Here is a 21,079-nt window from a genome sequence, read left to right as displayed (position 1 = left end):
AATAGCATCTATAACTGGATGGGATTACATTTTGTCAGCCCTAGCTACTGTTGCATGATTTTTGAAAATTGGTATAACTTTCGACGACTCTGACCCGCAACCAATACGGATTGAAGGCGATCGCCTCGAACTCCGCCGAGTCATCACCAACTTAGTGGGAAATGCCATTAAATTCACCGATGTTGGTTGTGTGAAAATCGTTGTTCGTCCAGATGCCAAGTGGGTAAATATTACCGTAGAAGACACCGGCCCCGGCATCAGAGCCTCAGAACAAGCTTCGCTGTTTGAACGATTCCGCCCCGGAAACCATGCTAGAGCAGGTTGCGGCCTGGGGCTGCACTTGTCAAGCCGGATTGTTGAAGCCCACTCTGGCAGCATTGACGTGACATCAACGGTGGGCCAAGGCAGCACATTTACTGTACGGCTTCCCATCTCGCTCTAAAAGTTTTGTTTGGATACAAAAGAGCGCATACGTTCTACCTTGGACACACGCCTGTCCCTGAAGTACAATTGTCCCTTTTTTAAACAAATCAACCATGAATAAAATTAGCGTTGCCTTAATTGAAGACCACCACCTGACAAGGGCTGGAATCAAAGCAGCTTTAGAAGACTGCGAAGAACTCGAATTTATCGGAGAAGCCGCTAACGGTCTACAAGGGATAACTTTACTGGAGAAAACCCGGCCTGATGTAGCGATCGTTGATATCGGACTACCGGGGTTGGTAGATGGGATTGAATTGACAAAAAGATTCAAAGAATACGTACAAACTTCCAAAGCCCCAAGCGTAAATAACCAACCAAAAGTGTTGATTTTGACGATGCAGGATAACGAGGAATCAGTGCTGGCAGCTTTTGCAGCGGGAGCCGACTCTTACTGCATGAAAGATGTCTGTTTTGAAAAGTTAGTGGAAGCTGTTGTTGAGACAAATGCTGGCGAAAACTGGATCGATTCTTCAATTGCTAGAATCGTTTTGGCTCGCATGAATAACCCCTTCAAGGAAGCTGTTAACTCAGCAACCACTTCCACTGTGTCAATCAATGGAGTTGAGCCAGAGTACAGTCAGTTGTTAATGGCAAACCCTTTAACAGAACGAGAAAAAGAGGTTATAGCGCTGATTGTCGAAGGTTGCAGCAATGAGGAAATCTGCAAGCAGCTATACATTTCCCTTGGTACTGTGAAAACTCATGTACGTAACATCCTCAACAAATTGTCTTGTGACGATCGCACTCAAGCTGCTGTCAGAGCCCTTCGCGCAGGTTTAGTTAACTAAATCCGCTTCAAGAGCAACCGCTTGGTGGATAATACAACAGAGACGTTCCAGCAATCTAAGCTATTTAGGCGAGGGTCGCTATTAGAGGAGGTGCAGTGCCAGTTAATGCCGACAAACCACACTTGTGGAAACCCGATATTGCCCTGTCGGTAGACTTCTATAACAATTGGTTTATGCAGTTCGCTCCAAAAGCCTACCGCGACACTCGCATTGCTACAACTCAACAAGTTGAATCCGCCTTAGCAGAGACAGCCAATCTGACCAACATCACATCCGCATTACTGCGACAGCATCCAGAGGTTTTGCCCATTTTACGCATGGCGGCAGCGCCGCCAATTGCGCGCGATCGCCTGATCGGTTTAGCAGGAGTGTCGCAAAACCTGGTCAAAAATATGGAAGAGAAACAACGAATTCCGCCGCGGGCCGACATTGCAACTCTGGATGCTGAACTAACAAAAATCAGTCAAATTATTGCACGACTACTTGACAAAGATATTTTTCCTTGGCTAGAAAGCGGACAGCAGCCAACGGAGACTGAAGTTCAAAGAGCAGCGACAATTGTTGCCGATCGCCTTTGCGGTGCTATTTCTGACCCGATCGTTCGTAACGCTCAAGAACGAAGGCAGCTTGCTATGATTAAGCAATGGTTGGAACAGCGCGATTATTCCTATGTTATAGGAGGAGCCGGATTAAGTTTTGAAACCATGCAGCCTGGGACTTTCTCGTTTCGGCTCAATATCCCGGTAGTTTTACAGTCCGGCAGCAAACAAATTAATATCCCTATTGACGTTGCGATCGCGCCAATTAATTCGAGTCCTGGTGAATTCCCGTTACTGATTGAAGCGAAATCCGCCGGTGACTATACCAATCCCAATAAGCGACGCAAGGAAGAAGCTATTAAAATGACTCAATTGAGGAGCAACTACGGCAATAACGTGCGTTTTATTTTGTTTCTTTGCGGTTACTTTGACAGTGGCTATTTGGGTTACGAAGCTGCTGAAGGAATTGACTGGGTTTGGGAACATCGGATTGAGGATTTGGGGCTGTTTGGGATATGAATGTAACTGCGAAAACTGAATTGACACGAATGTTGCGGCAATCGCAACTGGATGGAGCTAGAACTCAGGCTCAGCGAAATAAGCTAGGTCAGTTTGCTACGCCTCCTGTATTGGCAGCAGATATCCTCAAATATGCTTCAATGCTGTGGCCGTCAGACATTAAGATTCGTTTTCTCGACCCGGCTTTTGGTACAGGTTCTTTTTACTCGGCATTATTGCAGCAATTTCCGCGATCGCAAATTGTTAAAGCAGTCGGCTATGAAATTGACCCCCATTACGGGAACGAAGCGATTAAGCTTTGGAGTGACACTTCGCTACATCTAAATATCGCTGACTTTACCCAGGCAACACCCCCTGACTCTGACGACGCAAAAGCTAACTTAGTAATTTGCAATCCCCCCTATGTCCGACACCATCATTTGAACCGAGTTGAAAAGCTGCGGCTGCAACAGCTAGCACAGCAAATAGCGGGAGTCAAACTCAGTCAGTTGGCTAGTCTTTACTGCCATTTCTTGTGCATTGCGGATGCGAGTATGGCTGTTGGCGGCTTAGCGGGGTGGCTGATTCCCAGTGGATTTATGGATGTGAATTACGGACGGCAAATTAAAGATTACTTGCTAAATCGCGTTACTCTACTGCGAATTCACTGTTTCGATCCTGTTGACGCGCAGTTTGAAGATGCACTATGTACGTCAGCAGTGGTTTGGTTTAAGAAAGCTTTGCCGCCTGTTAATCATGCTGTTGAGTTTACCTATGGAGGGAGTTTGACAGCATCTAAAATGTCGCTGATCGTGTCGGTGGAGTCACTACGCCGTACAGCTAAGTGGACTAAGTTTGGACTGATGTCTGGTAGTGTGAATTCTCAAGAGCAGCCGTTGAAACTTAAGGACTTATTCACTATCAAACGGGGGCTGGCGACAGGAGCAAACAATTTTTTTGTGTTGACACCAGAGCAAGTTTCTGCTTACCAATTGCCCTTTGAATTTCTCAAGCCAGTTTTGCCTAGTCCCCGGTTGTTATTAGTAGATGATATTGAAGCAGATGACTTGGGAAATCCCATTCTCGATCGCCAGCTTTTTCTGCTATCGTGCGATTTGCCCCCTTTGGAGGTGAAAGCTAAGTATCCGTCGCTTTGGGAATATTTGCAGGTGGGGGTGAGGGAGGGAATTTGCGATCGCTACCTGTGCAAGCATCGCTCTCCTTGGTACTCACAGGAAAAGCGTCCTCCTTCCCCGTTCCTCTGCACTTATATGGGCCGTCAGGATACTGGTAGGGGCAGACCTTTTCGATTTATCCTGAATCACTCAATGGCGACGGCTACCAATGTTTATTTGATGCTGTATCCTAAACCCGCTGTTGCTAAAGCACTTTCATATCGGCCAGAATTGCTTAAAGAAGTGTGGAAGGCGCTCGATCGCATGGATGATGAGGCACTAATGGGTGAGGGGCGTGTATATGGGGGTGGATTGCATAAGTTGGAACCGAGGGAATTGGGTAATAGCTTAGCTGCGAACGTTGTTGAAGTTTTATCAAAACAGTTGGTTGATTGACTGGAGTTGCGCTCAAAAAGTAGAAGTGCGATCGCAAGCGTGCAAACACCTGTCCTGGTAGTTGCAGCTTTCTTGGGTATGATGTAGTCTTGTCTTCTCTATATCTGGGGCATAATAGCCAAATTACCAGACCAAACTTTAAATAATATCTTTTACTTGCAGCGACGGTTAGTAGAACTGATTGATGAAGCCACAGCCACTGAGTTCGCCATATTTGAACGGTTTGGCGAGAATGAGGAAACTTTACCAGAATTAGATCAGATTATAGAGTAATTGCTTTGTGTATTAGAGAGCGATTGCTCAATATATAAAGATTTTATCCACCACAATCAATATTGTAGTCAACATCAGATACCTTATTTATTAACCACTGACTTTTGCTTGAGTCGAATATAACCTCTACTCTCTTGCTTTCACAAATTATTTCCCCATCTTTTTTTAAAAACTTTAGCCAGACTTCGATCTGATGATTGCTCGAAGATTGTGTTTCCGTTTTAAAAGAATAGGTTTCTACGCGGTTTATTGAATCCCAGAAATCACTCTTTCCGTCACTATTGGGATTTTGTTGTCTAAATACTGTTTTCAAAGCATCGCTAAGTAAGGCTTTTGCTTCTGTTCTATTTGATGGGGCTAATTGATAATATCTAGTAATAACTTGTTTAGGATTTAATTGAAGTTGTAAATATTGTTTAGCTTCAGATTGTTTTGCTTTGTTTGCCAGATTGATAAATGAGGGGAAAGCAATAGCACTTAATATTAACATAATTGCTCCGACCCCTATTAAACATCCAGAATTTACATTATTAGTTGAAACCCGATCCCCTGTTGATGTTGAGGAATTTATTGGAATAGTATTAGAGCTTCTATTGGAAGAGTTTATCCCTGTGATTTGGTTTTCATTACGCTGATTTACTATTGGGATTGGGGCTATGGGAGGAGTATTAAAGGTTCTATTTGAAGAATTTATTCCTGTTCGGCGGTTAGTTTGAAGGCGTGTTGGCGGAGCCGAGTGAGCTACAGCCGGAACAGCATTCGTGCTTTGACAAAAACAGCGCTGCCTGTCTGTCCATTCATTCATTGTCATAACTCTATGGCAGGCGAGACACTTCATTCCCTGTTCACCTCTTTGGAAAGTGTGCGTATTGTAGCTTGATGAAACTCCTGGTTCAAACGTTTCCATTTCTCTTCATACCTCTTATTTCTTTAACATAAAAAAAATTACAAGTAGCACAACTAAACTTATGGCTGAAATGGCTATATACTTCCATTTTTTAGTTTTAGCATCCCGCCATTGTAGTTGTCGTCTAGGTCTAACTGGAGATGGATCTCGCCATTGTAGTTGTTGTCTAGGTCTTACCGGAAGTGAGTCTTGCCACCTTAGTTCATCTCTACGTTGCTCAGGTAAGATATGCTCAGGCAAGAAATGAGGTGTAGGATTCCTTGATGACATGGGATTAATGGCTATGGCTGGAACAGCATTCGTATGTCCACTAAAGCACTTTCCCTTTTCTTCCCAAGATTGATTTGTCATAATTTTTCCGCAGGTAAGGCACTTCATTCCGAACTCACCTCCAACAAACTTATGCCCCCTCCAACAACACACTACACCGGGTTCAAAATTTTCCATTTCTCTTACAAAAATATTTAACAAATCAATAAAATTATTTAGTCATTTTACGAGTAGATTTTCTAACTTTCTGAGATGACTGAGATTGAGTTTGTGTAGATTGCGGTGAGTTCATATCAGGTGTTGCATCTCGCCAGTTTAATGTGTGTTTGCCAGACTCAGGCTTGGATTGTCTATTTTCTTCTGCGTCTCGCCAAGTAAGACTGCTAGTGCTAGATTGATGCTGCGTGACCAAACGCTCAAAAATCCCAGATTCATAAGAACTAACCTCTACGCCGCGATCGCGACCTCCATACCCTGCATTACCATAGGCTTGACGCGCTCTATAGTCTCCTAGTTTTTTCACTTGTTGAGGTGTTAACTGATTGGGAACTCCAGATGTTAAATTGAGTTCTTGCTTTTCCTCATCTGTTAGATTCAAAGAACCTCTTTGATTTTGTCTTTGAATTCCTTCCATAAAAGCATCTCCATTCATGGTATGCGTGTTACCTTGTCTGCCTTGACAATACCACCGACCGTTACTTTGCCAATAATGATCGTGATAAATAACACTTTCATTCTCAAGGCTATTTTCATCCCCAGAACATAAAATATGCCAATTGCCATTCTCATCTTGTCCAAATTTGTAGAATAGTCCGCTAGTGTTATTCATTGGGATAGCTTTTTCGCTCCAATTAATTCTTGACATAAACATATCTCCTTATTTACTCTTCAACGTCACGCCAGTTTAGGCGCGATCTGTTTCTTGGCTGTTGGTTTGTTGTTTCCTGTTCTTGGCTATCTCGCCAATTTAATTGGGGGCGATTAGAGCCGGCAATTCTTCTTTGTTCAGGTGTATTTTCTTGCCAAGTTAATCGAACTCTTTCTGTAGGTTCTTCCCAGTTTAATCTAACTCTTTGTATCGGTCGCCATTCACCGCTTGGCTGTAAAATTCTTTCATAATCCACTAAAAAAGGTTTGCGACAAGCAGTTCTGGAATGAACTACGGCTACATACTGATTACCCACAGGATATTGAATTTCCCTACTATCAAGTACAGGGGCAGATTCTCGCCAATTTTCATATCTCTCTCGTTCAAAACGAGTTCGCAACCAAGGTAATTCATCTTGTGGATTGGGTTCGTGGTGTCTCCGTCTTGTCAAATTTTGGCTGCGATTTCCCAATCGGCTACTCAGCCACTCAGCCGCACCATTACCCACACCCCGACAAATAACAACAGTATCGAAATTTTCCATCACCTGCTCTCGATATTCTGGAGTAATTTGCTCTAAACTTTGAGCAGCAATAACAATACTTCCTCTCGCTGAACGCGCTACACTGGTAAACTCGGCAACATCTATCTGTTGCTGTATTCTGGGAAACTCATCAATCCAAAAAACAATCCCTTGACTTTCTTCATTTTGAGTCCATCGCTCGTAAAAAATCGTCATTAAAATATCAATTAAAGCCGATGATATTTTTTTAGAAACATCCCGTCCTGCTAGCTCAGCACCAATCACTAATAAAGTAGGCTGACGCTGAATATCTCGCAGTAAAATATCGCTGTGTCCTGTGACTTGTTGAAAGTTTGACCAACTAAAAAAGCTGATCGCATCTTGAATCCCCCAAGTAAAAGCATTTGCTCCATCTTCACTATCTTGTATTAATCTTAATTGAGCTTGAATGGCGGCTTGTAATCTAGCATCCTGACAAACCCGTAAAAGTTGTGTTAGAGTTTCAACTGGATTCTCGGCAATTTGGTAAATATGCGTAAGGTTTGCAGTATTTCCAAAAATCTGTTTAACCAGCATTATCCACTGCGCCATCCAACTAATCTCTCTCATGGCAAAGCGCTGGCTTTCTCCTAAATTATCAGTATTGCCATACAAAGATTTAGCTAAGATTTGAGCATCTTGTATAGAGTTAATGTTGTCTAGTAAGTTAATACTGTGACTTCGGGAAACTTCTTGGGGAAGCGTACTCCAATAGATAACTCTCACGCCTTTTTGCTGTGCATAATCTCCTAATGTGTCGATTAGTGAGCCACCTTTAACATCAATCACGATGTTAGATAAACCAGCATCAATAGCAGCTTTAATCCCTGGAATAATTAACCCTTCTGTTTTGCCGGAGCCCGCAGGGCCAATAATAGCTACATTTTTGTAAATGGATTTTTCTTGCAGCCAAATATTTTCAGTTGGTTTGACTTTGCCACCAGCAATTTTTAAGAATTTACCTAAATTGACAACTGGCTCAGAAGCAAATCTATCTGGATTTTTAATGATTCTGGAATTATTAAGTTGAGAACCTGGACTGTTGAAAATATCGGTAATCTCGTTGAGTGTAGCTGTTCCTGAGTAATCTCTTAAGTCTCTGAGGTGAATATCTGTAGGGGGTAAAGGTTCGTTGGGGCCAATGATAGTTTCACCACCTCCGAACAGGTTTCTTAACCCCCAGCCTAAGTTTTCAAATGAATCTTGCCAAGTCATAGTTTTTTTTCTTGTGTCTAGGGTTGCTACTGTTCGGGTTGCGACTCTATCGGTTTTGGCTCTGGCGGTTGTAACTTTGCGGGTTGTGGTTTCTGCGGGTAAGATTGAGATAGACTAGTAGAAATGTAGAATAAAAACACAATTAAAACTACTATAATTATTACCCCCATAATAAATTTATCTTGGTTTTGACCTGTTGTTTTAGCTTGTCCAGTAATTGGTGGATTGCCGCTCTGTAACGGATCATGGTCTGAGGTAGGACTATTGTCTAACGACGCTGAAAAACGGGTAGGTACTATTGGCAATTGTGGTTCTGGCGGTCGTCGCCAGTTTAGTTTTTGCTGTTTCGGTTGTGATTGAGCAACTTGGGATAGTTCTTGAAGATATATAGCCTCAATTCTTCTCCCGTCTGCATCGTAAAAATAACCTATTTCCCGGCGTAAGGGATCGTAAACTACTGCTATTTGCCAAATTTGCTTAAAGCATAATCGTTGGGTATTTAAGTCAGTACCAGATAAAAAAATTCCATGACCAGGATGGGAATGATACCAGCCAACAATTGTAGTGCCGGGAAAATCTTGTTTCTGATTGTTTAGAATCGCCTGCCAGCATTCAGGGGTAAATTGAAAATGGACTCGATTACCAACTGTATAAGGAGCAGCTATTGACCCAACAATTTCCGTGTAATAATTTTTTGTATCTGGGCATAAGTATGCTTGTCCAACCAGTACCCCTCCTGTCTCATTATAAGGATCGATACTGAGGTGCTGGATGAGCTGAGCCTCTGCTTCACGCTCTACAAAGACACTCATCCTGTTATTTCTGAGTTGTCTGTGTAGGTCTTCGATACCTATGGGATTTTGCTGAATTATCCGATCTTGTTTCTCTTGCAAAAATTCCTTAAGAGGACGGCTTATTGGTTTGTAAACATCCTCAGAATCACGCCACTTAAGTTTGGCCATAATTTTTATCCCACTTCACAATAAAACTTTTTTATTCTAAAGGAAACAAATATTTGTTTGTTTCCGCCCATTTTCTAGCTGCATGGTTACATGGACTTCCTCTACCCCAATCATCTTTTTTATATTTAATCAAGTCCAAAACTTGCTTGACTAGAGTATCAAGATGAACGATGTCGAAGCAAAAAAAGGATATAACTCTACCCAATAAAACATGAGGATTAAAAATTAGAGTTTCCATCTCAAAATCTGGTAAGGAACCAGGAGCGGGATAATCTACAGGGAAATTCCTAATGATAAGTATGTGTTCGGTTCTATACTGAACTGAACCATCAACTACTGCCTCTATTCCTTTACAATTGGAAATTTGGAGGCGATAAAAATTAGGTGGCTCTCCCTGTTTTTCAAGGATTTTGATTTTTTCTGGTTCATAGAAAACACACAGCTTTTGCAAAGCTCGATAGTCGTTTTTCATGCGGTCATCCCAAATAGACATCCCAACACCTCTCGATTTATCTCCAATTCAGCTTAGGTTTAGCATCACTTAAGGGAAATAAATGTTTATTTTTGTTAGCCCAATCTCTTGCATTGACATTAGAAGGTAATCCAAACCTAAGATTTTCGTACTGAATCATAAGTATGACTCTTTTTACCAGAGCATCTAAAGGCTGGCTGATATTTTCCAATCCACTACCTCCAAAATCCATTAAGCCATTGTGGTAAACATTGGGATGAAAAATTTGACTTTCTATCTGGACGGTTGGTAATTGGCCTGGATCGGGATAGTCTGCTGGAAAATTACTAATGACAATTATGTGTTCAGTTCGATATTTTGGCGCTTCACCGACAACTATCTCTATCCCCTTACAGTTAGATAGTTGGATGCGGTAATATTCGGGTGGCGTCCCTCTTTGTTCTAGTATCTTAACTTTGACTGGCTCGTTAAATGCACACAGCTTTTGCAAGGCGTGATAGTCGTTTGCCAAGCGGTCATCCCGAATAGACATCCCAATACCTCTCAATTTATCTCCAATCCAGCTTTCGTTTAGATTCACCGCCATCTGACGCGGCACTTAATGGAAATAAGTGTTTATTTCTATTAGCCCAATTTGTTGCTGCTGTGTTAGCAGGTACTCCAAACCTATCAATTTGATACTGAATCATGCTAATGACTCTTTTTACTAGAGCATCTAAAGGGTGACTGAGGGTTGTAAACTCACTACCTTTGAAGCAAAAACCTCCATGATTGAAAACATTTGGATGATAGAGTGGAGTTTCTGCCCTGACATCAGGTAATTGGCCTGGATCGGGATAGTCTGCTGGAAAATTACTAATGACAATTATGTGTTCAGTTCGATATTTTGGCGCTTCACCGACAACTATCTCTATCCCCTTACAGTTAGATAGTTGGATGCGGTAATATTCGGGTGGCGTCCCTCTTTGTTCTAGTATCTTAACTTTGACTGGCTCGTTAAATGCACACAGCTTTTGTAAACCTCTATAGTCATTAGCAAGCCGATCTTCGCGAATAGCCATGTTTTTAACAACCTCCTTCAGCGTTAGGTGTGAGAGTTAATAAAGAGCCTGATTGAATGCCTGCACCGTGAAAAGTGTCAGAACCTCGCAGGATTTTGTTGGTTTTTTCTAAAATCAAATCGCATGGAACTGCTGATAAGTTAGCCAATTCCTGTGCTTGCTCTTTAAAGTCTTGTATGAGCATATCCAGAGGAACATCAGTTGTTTTTTTGAAATGTCCATCGATAGTCCTGACCGTTACAGTAATTGTTTCCATGCTTGAGTTAAACTCCTGTTTTTTTGGTTAAAAGTTTGCCTGTTTAGAGTAGGATTTTTCGTTAATAAAAAATCTCAACAGTTTTACACTGCTGTCGAGAATCAATAAGCTGAACCAATTCTCGATCGCCTAAACCAAACTCACTAAATCGCAACTCCGCATCTTCAACCTGAGCAGTTATTTGAAAATACTTCACAGCTTCTCTTATCAAGTTTCCACAGTGGGGACACTTAGCTTCACTTTGTTTGATTTCTTCGAGAGGTTTTCTGACTGGTTCCATGTTTCCACAGGTTTGACAAATAAACTTAGAGACGAAATTAAAAGGTAGCACTAACTTCCAATCAAGCCCTAAATCTAATTCTTGGGCAACTTGTTTAGGTGTACTGTTAAATTTGACCGACAAAGTTGAGGTACTGCCTTTTTGTGGAATTGAATCATGATCGGGGCATTCTCGATCTAACGTAAATTCTAGTGTAGTAAAACCAACTGGCACACTAACAGGTAAAAACAACTTAGTTCCGGGTTTAAGATTACTTTCACCAAATAACAACAATTGCACAGCCAATTCGACTTGGTAAGCGGCAATAACAGATGAAGTCATAATGGTTGTTGCTAACTTTGCTTCCTGATAGCTGTCATTTAGAAATCCACATGAATAGCTTTCGTTGAACCTTGCCCAAGCAGACTTGTCCATTTTGCAACGATAGCAGGCAGCCTCTGGAACTCTGGGATCGAAAAGAGCAACATTTCCCAGTTGGTGGTTAATTCCACCGTCGATCCAAGGAACACCAGCAAAGTAACAGCGTTTATTGATTTTTCGTCTAGCATTGACGCTATCCAAGCAGCCAAACGCCACATCCATCTCCCGCAGCAAACCGCGCCCAAAAGCAAACTCTAACTTGCCAAGAATCGGATGTACTTGAGTATCTGGATTTAATTCCTTAACCCGTTCAGCTACCACCTCCGCTTTATATCTGCCTATATCCGACTCTCTAAACAAAACCGATCGCGTCAAGTTATGCTTTTCGATCGTGTCGTAGTCCACAACCCAAATGTTGCCAACTCCCAGCAGAGCCAGATTTTTCAGCACTTCATTACCCAGTGCGCCGCAGCCAAATACAGCCACTTTTGCTTGGGCCAATTTTTCTTGGCTCCAGTTGGGAATCCGTTTTAGGCGATCATACTTGTCGTCAGACATTAACATTTTGTAGTTACTTAGAATCTGATTATACCTACTAATAAAACTTCTATAACTGTAACGCTATAAAACTTTATTGTGTGTATTTACTTTTTAAATTTACGTTGCTCTACAGACTCTACCCATATAGTACAGAATCCCGAAGTAGCTGGCCTTCCTGCCACTTCCAGAGTCACCCCCAGACGCTTTACATCCTTTTTACATTCTAAATTAGTCAGACTATCCGAATTCCACTTCATCAAATTCCGAGCAAACTTCCCCTCCCCGCTAGCCGCCCACCGCAAAGCCTCCGCCTGCTCCTGAGTCAAATGAACCGGTTCCCCCGGCGCAAACCCTCCTTGCGACCAAAGTAAACCCATCCATCCCATCAAAGCACCTATACCCAAAGTCGTCAACAGTAAACCCGCCGCCACCACCAAAGAACGCGCAGAAGTCGCCACCCTCCTCAATTCCGTCTGACGCACCAGAGAATTCACAGCCTCAGCAATTTTCCCCTCTTGCTTCTCAACCGCCACTTGCTCGTAACTCGCCAAAGTCTTGTTAATCCGCCCCACCCACCGTTCGAACGCTAACTCAAAATCCTCCGGTTTCGGACTCTCTTGAATCAGCACCTCCAACCGGCCAGCAGCCAACAAAATCAAAAAAATCGGGTCAGTTGGCTCAATTTTCCCCTTAAAAGCCAACTCCAAAACCTTGCGCCGATACTCCTCAGATTGCCCCTCTAAAGCAATATCCAGCAACGATTTAGTATCAACAGCACCATAACTCACGGCAACATCCCCGTAGTTTCAAACGCCTCGTAAGCCGACAACATAAACGACTTAATCCGCTGCCGGCCCAGCACTCCGAGTTCCTGGCTATTCCTTGCCAAATCAAAAGTTATCCCCCGAGCATCGATCGCATTCCTTTCCCGCGAATAAAACTTAGGAAAATCAATCACCTTGACCTCATACTTTTTAATCGCATTCTGCACCTCCTCCATCTCTTCCACAGAACTCCAATCATCCTCCAATCCCAAATTGCGGACGAGGATGTGAGAAATCTTATTGTCAAAATGCTTAACTGACTTCAAAAAAAGCTGCACGCTATCGTAGCCCCCCGTGCAAATAAACCACTTGCAAAAACTAATGCGAGACTGCTTCCCCAACTCAATTAAATTGTTTCTTCCCATCCACTTAGTTACCAAAGGATAAACCTGAGCCGGTAAATTGACAATCACGCTCTTCTCAAACGCCAATTCAAAAATCCGATCCGCTTCGTAAAACTTCTTCTCGTCCTCGCTAAACAGAGCTTCACGGCATACGCTCTCATAGATTCGAGATACATCAGGATTAGAGCGATCGGTATCTACGGCAAAAAATGGGAAATTCTTGTCCAAGAAATACTGAATCAGAACCCTAGCAAATAAGCTCTTGCCAACCCCGCCTTTCTCTCCATCAATCAGATGAATTTTAGTAGCCTGTTTTTCAACCTTCTCTAACCCGCACTCTTTGAAACCATTCGAGTTTTCTATCGCGGTATCCATACCTGAATCTCCTCCTTCCTCTACCTGTTTAACCACAGAATCTGTTAGTTGCACTTGATATTTCGAGTTCCTACTTCTACTTGCCATGTCGAACTTTCCTATTTCAGCTTGATTTCATAACACAAATACAGTTATTTAGGCTTTTTATGGATAGCTAATAACTGCCCACCCAGCAATATAATGTGCCTAATATCTAAATCCGAAAATCCACTACAATGACTAGCCTACCTGTATTTGCAGAGGTAATTAGGGTCAAATTCCGCTCAATAATTGAAACTCATTCATGCGAATCCTGAATCATCGAAATCCTCGCCACCCTCTAATTCAAAGAAGTCATCCGCAGTCAATCCGCTACGAGTGGAATGGTTAGGAGGCGTCAAGCTTTCCACACCGTAAAGCAGAGAACGGTCTGCCTCCTCAATGCCAGCAGGTACTTCTCGCGAAGATGGTATTTGGGAAATAGGCATTCCCCCTACATTAGTAGGAGGATATTCAATCCCGCCTCGCTCGCGCAAATAGAGAGCGTGCTTTTCCAGAGCATAGACGGCATTTCTAAATAACCGCCCTAAAATAACTGGATCGATATTCTCTTTTTCCAGATATGCTAGCGGCAGCCAGTAAGGTCGCAGAGATTGGAGAATCATTTCTCTCGAAGGCAGCAATAAATTGCCTTTAATATAGGACATTAAAACTCCATCATCAGTAGATTTTAAAGGCTGATAGCGCCACAAAAAATCAACCCTTTCTTTTTCCTTACCCACGACTAAATATCTCCTGTAAAACGGAACCTTTTGACCCACAAACAGCGGATTCTGTGACCTGAGAATTGAACTGCTTTTTCAAATTTGCCTTGAAATACGAAAACATCCCATAGACATCATTGAGCCGATTTTCAAACCCTTTCTTTTCCAAAATAGGTGGCATAGCAATTTCGGCATTCCAAATAATCGGGAAGCGATCGTAATGTTCGTTTAACTCCTTGCGGAGATAATCAGCCGTCCCACCGCAGAACACCAACTCATCGCAATCCGGTGGCAAATTCTCATCCAACCAACTGGTGAGACTCCGCGCATATTCAGGTCGTGCCTCTTTGATTGCTGCTATCATCTGCTGCACTTCTTCAGCCCGCCCTTGCTTAGTCGTGCTGCGAGTCAACCGCATTAAAGGAGCTGCCTTGAACTCAGATCCCGCTGCTGCGATCGCCGGAGTCAATCGCTCCGCAGTCTGCCCTGAAGTCCTAGCTACCACCCTCTCCACCATGCGGATGAAGCCCAAATCGCTTGTTTTTCCCGGCCTAACATCTCCCCGCTGAGCCACCAGCAGACTGGCATTACGGTAGCCAATCATGGCGATCGCGCACACCCGTTCTTTCAAAACAGAGCCGACTTTCTTGTTATGCATCAGGTAAATGCCACCCCCCTCTGGCTTGCAGTTAAACGCCAACAATTCCACGCTCATCTGACCTGTGGGAGTTTGGTAATCCGCTAAAGCCTCCCGCAGCACCCGCTCGAACCTCCCCCGGTCTTCATATTCCCCCGGTGGCAACAACACGGCGATCGCCGCCGTAAATTTCGCAGGCAAATTCAGCTTTTCCTTAATCGCCCACATCCCAGCCAGAGTTTTGTGCAGCGCCCTCTCGTACTTAAGCTCCGAAAGGCCAGCATTGGCGTGAAACCTCTCTTTCGCCAAATACCCTACTGCCCTGTAATCGTTCCTAAAGGCAACCCAAGCCGTATTCTCAGGCTCGGCTGACCCCAATTGGTCTGTGCCATAAGCCAAAATTGATTCGTGCGGTACAGATACGACCTCCGGTTCCATGCACAGCAGTCGAATTTGATTCTTTGGCCCTGCGTAAAGAATTTTGGTAGCTGACCCCCCGTAATCGCAGGTCGCGATCGCTTGAGGCCAGATGGTTTCGATAGTAGTTTCGCTCATATCGCAGGTCTTCCTAATTGAAGTTTCAAGAGTGGTAAACAAACAGCCCTGTACGTTTGGACGTGCAGAAATAACCCTTACGCTAAGGCAAGCCTGCCACCTTAAAAGAAGGCTGTAAAACAACAGCTATTCAAGGATTAAAACGCACTTACTACTTATTAACCCCTCCTAAAACCTTCCCTCCCTCAGCCAGTTGTCTGAATCCCAGCATCTACAAAAATCGGACTCACGGCTTAGGCTGGGACAGAGCTTTTGGTAGCAAGCTGTGTCAGAGGTGCGTGCAAATTGCTTTCTCTAACGGGATAGCACCCCTATGAGGAGAGCGCTGCTGCCAGCCTGTCGCTGTTCAATGGAAAATTTTCCATTAGACAGACATCTCGAAAAAAGATGTAGAGACAAGGGCGATCGCGTAGCAAGCAAAAGTGGAAGAGCACGCATCATTGATTTTCGGAGATGTCTATTGGAAATTCCCACGCCTGTTAAGTTCAGCCAAATCTGGCTCTGGGCCACAGTGACAATGGAAAATTTTCCATTGGAAATTCCCACGCCTGTTGAATTCAGCCAAACCTGAGTCTAAGCCCCAGTGGCAATGGAAAATTTTCCATTGTCCAGGCTGACATTGAGTTTCCATGCGTAAAAGCCACTGCTGGCAACAAGCGATCGGCACGTGGCTGAGGCGCGATTGCCCTCCGTGCACGCTACCAGATCGCAGCCGAAGGATAAAGTTCGTTACCCCAACACCAAATAGCGAGCAAACTAGCCATGTCGAGATCCAAACGAATCAAAAGAATAGAGATACGCCTGACGCCAGAAGAACTTCACCTTGCTGAGACAATGGCTAAAAATCTGCAGGTGAGCGTCAGCAGTCTATTCCGATACCACACTTTTAAACACCAACATCAACCAGCTTTGTGCCAAAAATTAGCCGAACTTAACCTCCGGCTCAAACCGATTGCCCTTGCTACAGAACAAGCATTATGGATGGGGGAAAGAATTACACAGCCAGCCAACTTTGAGGATCTTATTGAGCAAACTTTGGCACTGCTCAAGCAAGTACAGCAACAGCAAATGAACGTCCAACTTCTAATGAATTTAAGCGATATTGAGTAAGCTTTAGAAGCTGCTAGCGAAATTTTTTTATGAAAAAATCCAAAAATCATCACTTTTTTACTACATAAGTTTTAAGTTTAGTAAATAATGATTGGCAAGCAGAAAATCGGTAAAAATTTTACCCCATTGCTCAATTACCTTTTCTCCAAAGAAGGAGCTTCATTGATTGGAGGAAATATGGTAGGAGAAAATGCCCAGGAATTAGCTGCTGAGTTTCTGTTCTCCAAACAACTCAACCCTAGAGTTAAAAAACCAGTTTATCATGCGACCTTAAGCGTGCCTTCTGGCGAGTATATCCCCGATGCCAAATGGCGAGCGATCGCTCTAGATTACCTAGAAGGAATGGGACTGGATAAAAATCTGTTTGCTATCATCCGCCATACCGACCGCGACCACGACCACATTCACATTGCAGCCAGCTGTATCAAATTGGATGAAAAAGGAACTTGCGTATCAGATAGCTGGAACTATCTACGCAGCGAAAAATTGATTCAAGAATTGGAAGAAAAGTATGACTTGACACCAGCTTCCCGCAGTTTTGATAAAGAACGCCGTTCTCCCACGACTGGCGAACACCGACGGTTAGCAAGAACGGGGGAAATCAGCACGCGGGAACAACTGCAAACAGCACTAGATAGAGCAACCACTGACAGTCCCGCGCTCGCTCTTTTGATTGACCGACTCGTTGAACAAGGCATTAGTGTAAAAATAGAACCTACCCCCGCAGGCGAATTAGGGATTAGCTACAAATTAGGCAATATTGCTTTTAGCGGCACTCATTTAGGCAAAGCTTACACCTTCAAGGGGCTGCAAAAATACAGAGGAGTCACTTACTCTGCTAATACTGACATAAATGTGGAAGCCATTCCCCCATTGCAAGAGCGAGAATTGAACGAAATTTTGGAAACAGAAAACTCTAAACCAAATAGCGACGCGAACAATGATAGTGATGCTGATGACTGTGGCGAAATGAGGAACAGCAGCATCGAGAGCAATTCTTCACCAATATACTGGCAAAGCTACTCTAACATTGACAGGCCAGAGCGAGAAGGAAGCAGCACAGGGACTTCCTCAGAAACCGACAAAGATTCTCTAATCGCTGAGTCAGAAGATGTAGGCAAACCCGACTCGCCCAACGATCGCGAAACATCGGGGTTCGACTCACTTAACTGGGAGTCTGTACGAAGCAATTTAATAGAAAATGCTTGTCTGCCAGTCGAATTAATCGACCTCCTACACGACAGGGGATGGATAGACGCAGACACCCTGAACCGCCCTGTATTCCAACTCCGCACTCTTGCAGGAGAGTACAGAGGAACCTGCACCTTAGACGCCAATGGAAAATTTTCCATTGACAGTCATGGGGGAGGCTCACATCAAGCAGGCAACAACAGTGAAAAGGGAGTTTTCTGGATAGCGGTTCAAAACAATATTGAAAGAGCCATTATTGCCAGCAACCCGGTAGAACTCCTGTCTGTAATTGCCTTAGATCCTGATTTCAATAAGAGGCCGACTTTATACTTAAGCATTGATGCGGTTTCTTCGCTGCCAATCGACTTTCTTAAGAAAGTAGAAACTATAGTAGCCGGCTTCAAGGGAGATCGAGACGGCGATCGACTTTCAAAAGAAATTCTTGAAATATTCCCTCAATCAAAGCGAATCAATCCAGGCTTTGCTGGCTGGAACGCAATCTTAGCATCTCAAGAGCAAGAAACAGGAAATGGTTTTAACGCTCGTGATGAAGCAATCGCTCGCAATTTTGGCGTAATTTTGGATTAATCAAAGCTCACTATTAGTATTTTACGCAGCTTTAATCGGGCCAGGAAACGATGACTAAAGTTGCGCGATAAACAAATTGCTTATTTTTACGACGCCCTTTTCGACTTGTTTGAGCAGTAAAACCGTCGCTGCAACCCACCTAAAAACCAAACAATATGCTATTTAGAAAAGAGCTTTTTGCAAACCGGCTTGTCCAAGCCGTGACTCAGACTCTATTATCAGTAGTGTGAAAGAGTGGAAGCGCCACCTTAAAATTATGAATCTACGTCACTTACTTCTCTCGACTGCGCCCTAAATCTTCGTGCAACCAGCGAGAATGGAAGTCTGCTTTGTTAGAAGTAATGGAAGGACTAAAAGCAGTGTATCTCCCAATTAAATTCAGCGATTTGCCATTGGTGAAGTGGCTGCTAGCGCAGCATTATGAATGGCTTGCTAACAAAAATTTGAATTTGAGAAATTCCCAACTATCATCATGAAACTGCATTCACCCATTTGCGATCTGCCAGGGTTAAATCCAAGCAATTACAAAATGCTAGAAAGGCTGGGCCTTGCAACTGTACGAGACTTACTGCTCTACTTTCCCCGTGATTACATCAAGTATCGGCGAGTAAAAATTTATCAGTTGAAAGTAGGCGATTCAGTCACGGTTGTAGGTAAGATTCAACATCAGGAAGTAGTGAGTCCGCATAAAAATTCTAGGCTAACGATTCAGACTATTATTGTCAAAGACAAAACCGGTAAAATAGCCTGCAAACGTTTCTTCAACCACCCGTACTACCAATCAAAAAAGTGGAGGGACGAGCAAGCCGCCACTTATGTTGCTGGAAGCATTGTGGCTATATCTGGGATAGTCAAAGCCGATCGCTATTGCGGAATGGCATTAACTTCCCCTGAAATCCGATTAATCGGTCTAGACGAAGCCAAGGATACGAAAAATTCAATTATCCCAATTTATCCTTTAACAAAGGGAGTTAGCAACGAAATTGTCCAAGATGCAGTAACCTCAGCTTTGGAATCTGCCAAGCTGCTAAATGACCCCCTGCCGCAGGAGTTCAGACGACAACATGGTTTGATGGAATTACAGAAGGCGATCGCAAACATCCACCAGCCCCCAGACGAAACCCAACTAGAAGCTGCCCGCCGTCGCCTTGTATTTGATGAGTTTTTCTATCTCCAGCTATCGTTTCTCGTGCGTCGCCATCGGCTTTTAGCGCGATCGGCTCTTACGAAAATAACTCCTGCTGGCCCTCTAATCCAACAGTTTTACTCTCAACTTCCCTTCTTGCTTACCTCAGCTCAACGTAGGGTGATTAACGACATTCTCAACGACATGACTTCCAAAACGCCGATGAACCGACTGGTACAGGGGGATGTCGGTTCTGGTAAAACAGTTGTTGCTGTCGTTGCTATCCTCGCTGCCATCCAGTCTGGCTACCAAGTGGCACTTATGGCACCTACAGAAGTGCTAGCCCAACAGCATCACAGCAAGATTGCGACGTGGTTTGAACGCCTTGGCGTTTCTGTTCAATTGCTGACGGGTTCTACCAAAACCGCCAAGCGCAGAGAAATCCACGCCCAATTAGAGACGGGTGAACTTTCACTATTGGTAGGAACTCACGCGCTTCTGCAAGAGAAGGTCAACTTCAACAAACTCGGTCTGGTAGCCATCGACGAACAGCACAGATTCGGGGTGCAGCAGCGGCAAGATTTACTCAACAAGGGAAATAGACCTCACGTTCTGACGATGACGGCGACTCCTATTCCGCGTACCTTAGCGCTGACCTTGCACGGGGATTTGGATGTCAGTCAGATTGACGAGTTACCGCCCGGTCGTCAGAAGATTCACACGAAAGTGCTTAATAAAAGCGCTTCAGCATACGATTTAATCCGCCTTGAGGTACTTCGAGGTCGTCAGGCGTACATCATCCTTCCCTTGGTGGAAGAATCGGAAAAGCTAGATTTGAGAGCAGCGGTAGCAGAATACGATCGACTCTCAACAGAAATCTTCCCCGAATTTAGCGTAGGATTGCTGCACGGTCGGATGACATCAGCCGAGAAAGATGAAGCGCTCAAATCATTCCGCGACAACACAACCCAGATACTCGTTTCCACCACTGTGGTTGAAGTGGGCGTGGATGTTCCAAATGCTACAGTTATTTTAATCGACCATGCCGATCGCTTTGGCTTGGCTCAACTGCACCAGTTAAGAGGTCGTGTCGGTCGGGGTGAGCACCGTTCCTATTGTCTGCTGCTCAATACCAGTAAAACAGCAGAAGCTAAGGCACGTCTTGAGGTGTTGGAAAAATCCAGCGACGGATTCTTTATTTCGGAGATGGATTTGCGGTTGCGTGGGCCAGGTGTTGTGATGGGCTATCGGCAGTCGGGAATTTCGGAATTTGCTCTGGCGAATATACTCGATGATGAGGATTTGCTGAACTTAGCTCGTGAGATGGCAGTAGCAATCGTCAAAAGTAACCCGAATTTAGAGGGACATCCATTGATGATTGCAGAACTTAAGAGACGGAGGTTGACCAGTTGGGATTGTACTCTTAATTAATAGGTTTGCTCAGAGGATATTAAACAGTTATGATGAACAGAGTGCTAGCCCGATCAAGTATACCAATATATTGGTTCACATCGCAGGGTTTTGCTTCCCTCCTCTCATCAGCAGTTAAATATAGCTTTCTTTAGCTTTTAAAATATCCTCTTAGCTTTTTATGAGAATATTTTGGTAGTGCTTTTTTGTAAAGGACAGAGGAAAACAATCTATCTTATTATGCAATCCCCATTTTTTTTCTGATTTGTTG

At 43.7% G+C, this 21,079-nt stretch carries 20 protein-coding genes and 1 pseudogene; 8 read left to right on the top strand and 13 right to left on the bottom strand.

Annotated elements, in window-relative coordinates; all coding sequences use genetic code 11:
* Positions 1–61: 61 nt before the first annotated feature.
* From QUB56_RS33145 to QUB56_RS33130, 4 genes are all read left to right on the top strand, one after another.
* A complete protein-coding gene (locus tag QUB56_RS33145; protein ID WP_332960599.1) occupies positions 62–442 on the top strand; it encodes a HAMP domain-containing sensor histidine kinase in 381 nt (126 codons plus the stop codon).
* A gap of 94 nt (positions 443–536) precedes the next feature.
* On the top strand, positions 537–1,271 hold the full coding sequence (locus tag QUB56_RS33140) for a response regulator transcription factor (protein WP_332960598.1): 735 nt from the start codon (positions 537–539) through the stop codon (positions 1,269–1,271).
* A gap of 95 nt (positions 1,272–1,366) precedes the next feature.
* A complete protein-coding gene (locus QUB56_RS33135; protein ID WP_332960597.1) occupies positions 1,367–2,329 on the top strand; it encodes a XamI family restriction endonuclease in 963 nt (320 codons plus the stop codon).
* Complete coding sequence (locus QUB56_RS33130; protein WP_332960596.1) at positions 2,326–3,879, top strand: Eco57I restriction-modification methylase domain-containing protein; 1,554 nt, start codon at positions 2,326–2,328, stop codon at positions 3,877–3,879. The genes QUB56_RS33135 and QUB56_RS33130 overlap by 4 nt, the downstream gene beginning before the upstream one ends.
* A 679-nt stretch (positions 3,880–4,558) precedes the next feature.
* On the opposite strand, the pseudogene QUB56_RS37515 reads toward QUB56_RS33130, so the two are convergent.
* From QUB56_RS37515 to QUB56_RS33065, 13 genes and pseudogenes are all read right to left on the bottom strand, one after another.
* Positions 4,559–4,645, bottom strand: a pseudogene (locus tag QUB56_RS37515) (type IV pilin-like G/H family protein); the annotation flags it as partial.
* Between the two features lie 895 nt (positions 4,646–5,540).
* Positions 5,541–6,194, bottom strand: coding sequence for a hypothetical protein (locus QUB56_RS33120; protein WP_332960594.1), 654 nt, complete (start codon positions 6,192–6,194; stop codon positions 5,541–5,543).
* 16 nt (positions 6,195–6,210) lie between these two features.
* Positions 6,211–7,974, bottom strand: a complete 1,764-nt coding sequence (locus tag QUB56_RS33115) for a type IV secretory system conjugative DNA transfer family protein (protein WP_332960593.1) — start codon at positions 7,972–7,974, stop codon at positions 6,211–6,213.
* Between the two features lie 26 nt (positions 7,975–8,000).
* Positions 8,001–8,936, bottom strand: a complete 936-nt coding sequence (locus QUB56_RS33110) for a Mov34/MPN/PAD-1 family protein (protein WP_332960592.1) — start codon at positions 8,934–8,936, stop codon at positions 8,001–8,003.
* Between the two features lie 31 nt (positions 8,937–8,967).
* Positions 8,968–9,429 (bottom strand): hypothetical protein, encoded by a 462-nt coding sequence (locus QUB56_RS33105; RefSeq protein ID WP_332960591.1) that lies wholly within the window; start codon positions 9,427–9,429, stop codon positions 8,968–8,970.
* Between the two features lie 16 nt (positions 9,430–9,445).
* A complete protein-coding gene (locus tag QUB56_RS33100; protein WP_332960590.1) occupies positions 9,446–9,940 on the bottom strand; it encodes a hypothetical protein in 495 nt (164 codons plus the stop codon).
* 16 nt (positions 9,941–9,956) lie between these two features.
* On the bottom strand, positions 9,957–10,469 hold the full coding sequence (locus QUB56_RS33095) for a hypothetical protein (RefSeq protein WP_332960589.1): 513 nt from the start codon (positions 10,467–10,469) through the stop codon (positions 9,957–9,959).
* Positions 10,470–10,473: 4 nt separating this feature from the next.
* On the bottom strand, positions 10,474–10,725 hold the full coding sequence (locus tag QUB56_RS33090; RefSeq protein ID WP_332960588.1) for a ubiquitin-like domain-containing protein: 252 nt from the start codon (positions 10,723–10,725) through the stop codon (positions 10,474–10,476).
* 61 nt (positions 10,726–10,786) lie between these two features.
* Positions 10,787–11,923 carry a ThiF family adenylyltransferase gene (locus QUB56_RS33085; protein WP_332960587.1) on the bottom strand — a complete coding sequence of 379 codons (1,137 nt, stop codon included), beginning with the start codon at positions 11,921–11,923 and terminating at the stop codon, positions 10,787–10,789.
* A gap of 86 nt (positions 11,924–12,009) precedes the next feature.
* Complete coding sequence (locus QUB56_RS33080) at positions 12,010–12,693, bottom strand: DUF6753 family protein (RefSeq protein ID WP_332960586.1); 684 nt, start codon at positions 12,691–12,693, stop codon at positions 12,010–12,012.
* Complete coding sequence (locus tag QUB56_RS33075; RefSeq protein WP_332960585.1) at positions 12,690–13,502, bottom strand: mobilization protein; 813 nt, start codon at positions 13,500–13,502, stop codon at positions 12,690–12,692. The genes QUB56_RS33080 and QUB56_RS33075 overlap by 4 nt, the downstream gene beginning before the upstream one ends.
* A gap of 227 nt (positions 13,503–13,729) precedes the next feature.
* The gene (locus QUB56_RS33070) at positions 13,730–14,209 is read right to left on the bottom strand and encodes a hypothetical protein (protein WP_332960584.1); all 480 of its coding nucleotides are present in this window, start codon (positions 14,207–14,209) and stop codon (positions 13,730–13,732) included.
* On the bottom strand, positions 14,202–15,383 hold the full coding sequence (locus QUB56_RS33065) for a ParM/StbA family protein (RefSeq protein WP_332960583.1): 1,182 nt from the start codon (positions 15,381–15,383) through the stop codon (positions 14,202–14,204). Before QUB56_RS33065 ends, QUB56_RS33070 begins: the two co-directional genes overlap by 8 nt.
* Before the next feature lie 349 nt (positions 15,384–15,732).
* Here QUB56_RS33065 and QUB56_RS33060 point away from each other — a divergent pair, with 349 nt between their 5' ends.
* The 4 genes from QUB56_RS33060 to recG all read left to right on the top strand — a co-directional run bounded on the left by QUB56_RS33060 (position 15,733) and on the right by recG (position 20,829).
* On the top strand, positions 15,733–15,954 hold the full coding sequence (locus QUB56_RS33060; RefSeq protein ID WP_332960582.1) for a hypothetical protein: 222 nt from the start codon (positions 15,733–15,735) through the stop codon (positions 15,952–15,954).
* Between the two features lie 191 nt (positions 15,955–16,145).
* Positions 16,146–16,493: a hypothetical protein gene (locus QUB56_RS33055; RefSeq protein ID WP_332960581.1), complete on the top strand. Its 348-nt coding sequence runs from the start codon at positions 16,146–16,148 to the stop codon at positions 16,491–16,493.
* Between the two features lie 87 nt (positions 16,494–16,580).
* The gene (locus QUB56_RS33050; RefSeq protein ID WP_332960580.1) at positions 16,581–18,272 is read left to right on the top strand and encodes a relaxase/mobilization nuclease domain-containing protein; all 1,692 of its coding nucleotides are present in this window, start codon (positions 16,581–16,583) and stop codon (positions 18,270–18,272) included.
* Between the two features lie 472 nt (positions 18,273–18,744).
* The gene (gene recG / locus QUB56_RS33045) at positions 18,745–20,829 is read left to right on the top strand and encodes an ATP-dependent DNA helicase RecG (RefSeq protein ID WP_332960579.1); all 2,085 of its coding nucleotides are present in this window, start codon (positions 18,745–18,747) and stop codon (positions 20,827–20,829) included.
* The last annotated feature ends 250 nt before the right edge of the window (positions 20,830–21,079 follow it).

The organism is Microcoleus sp. AR_TQ3_B6 (genome assembly GCF_036702785.1).
Lineage (GTDB): Bacteria > Cyanobacteriota > Cyanobacteriia > Cyanobacteriales > Microcoleaceae > Microcoleus.
This window is presented reverse-complemented; position numbering and strand designations above follow the sequence as displayed.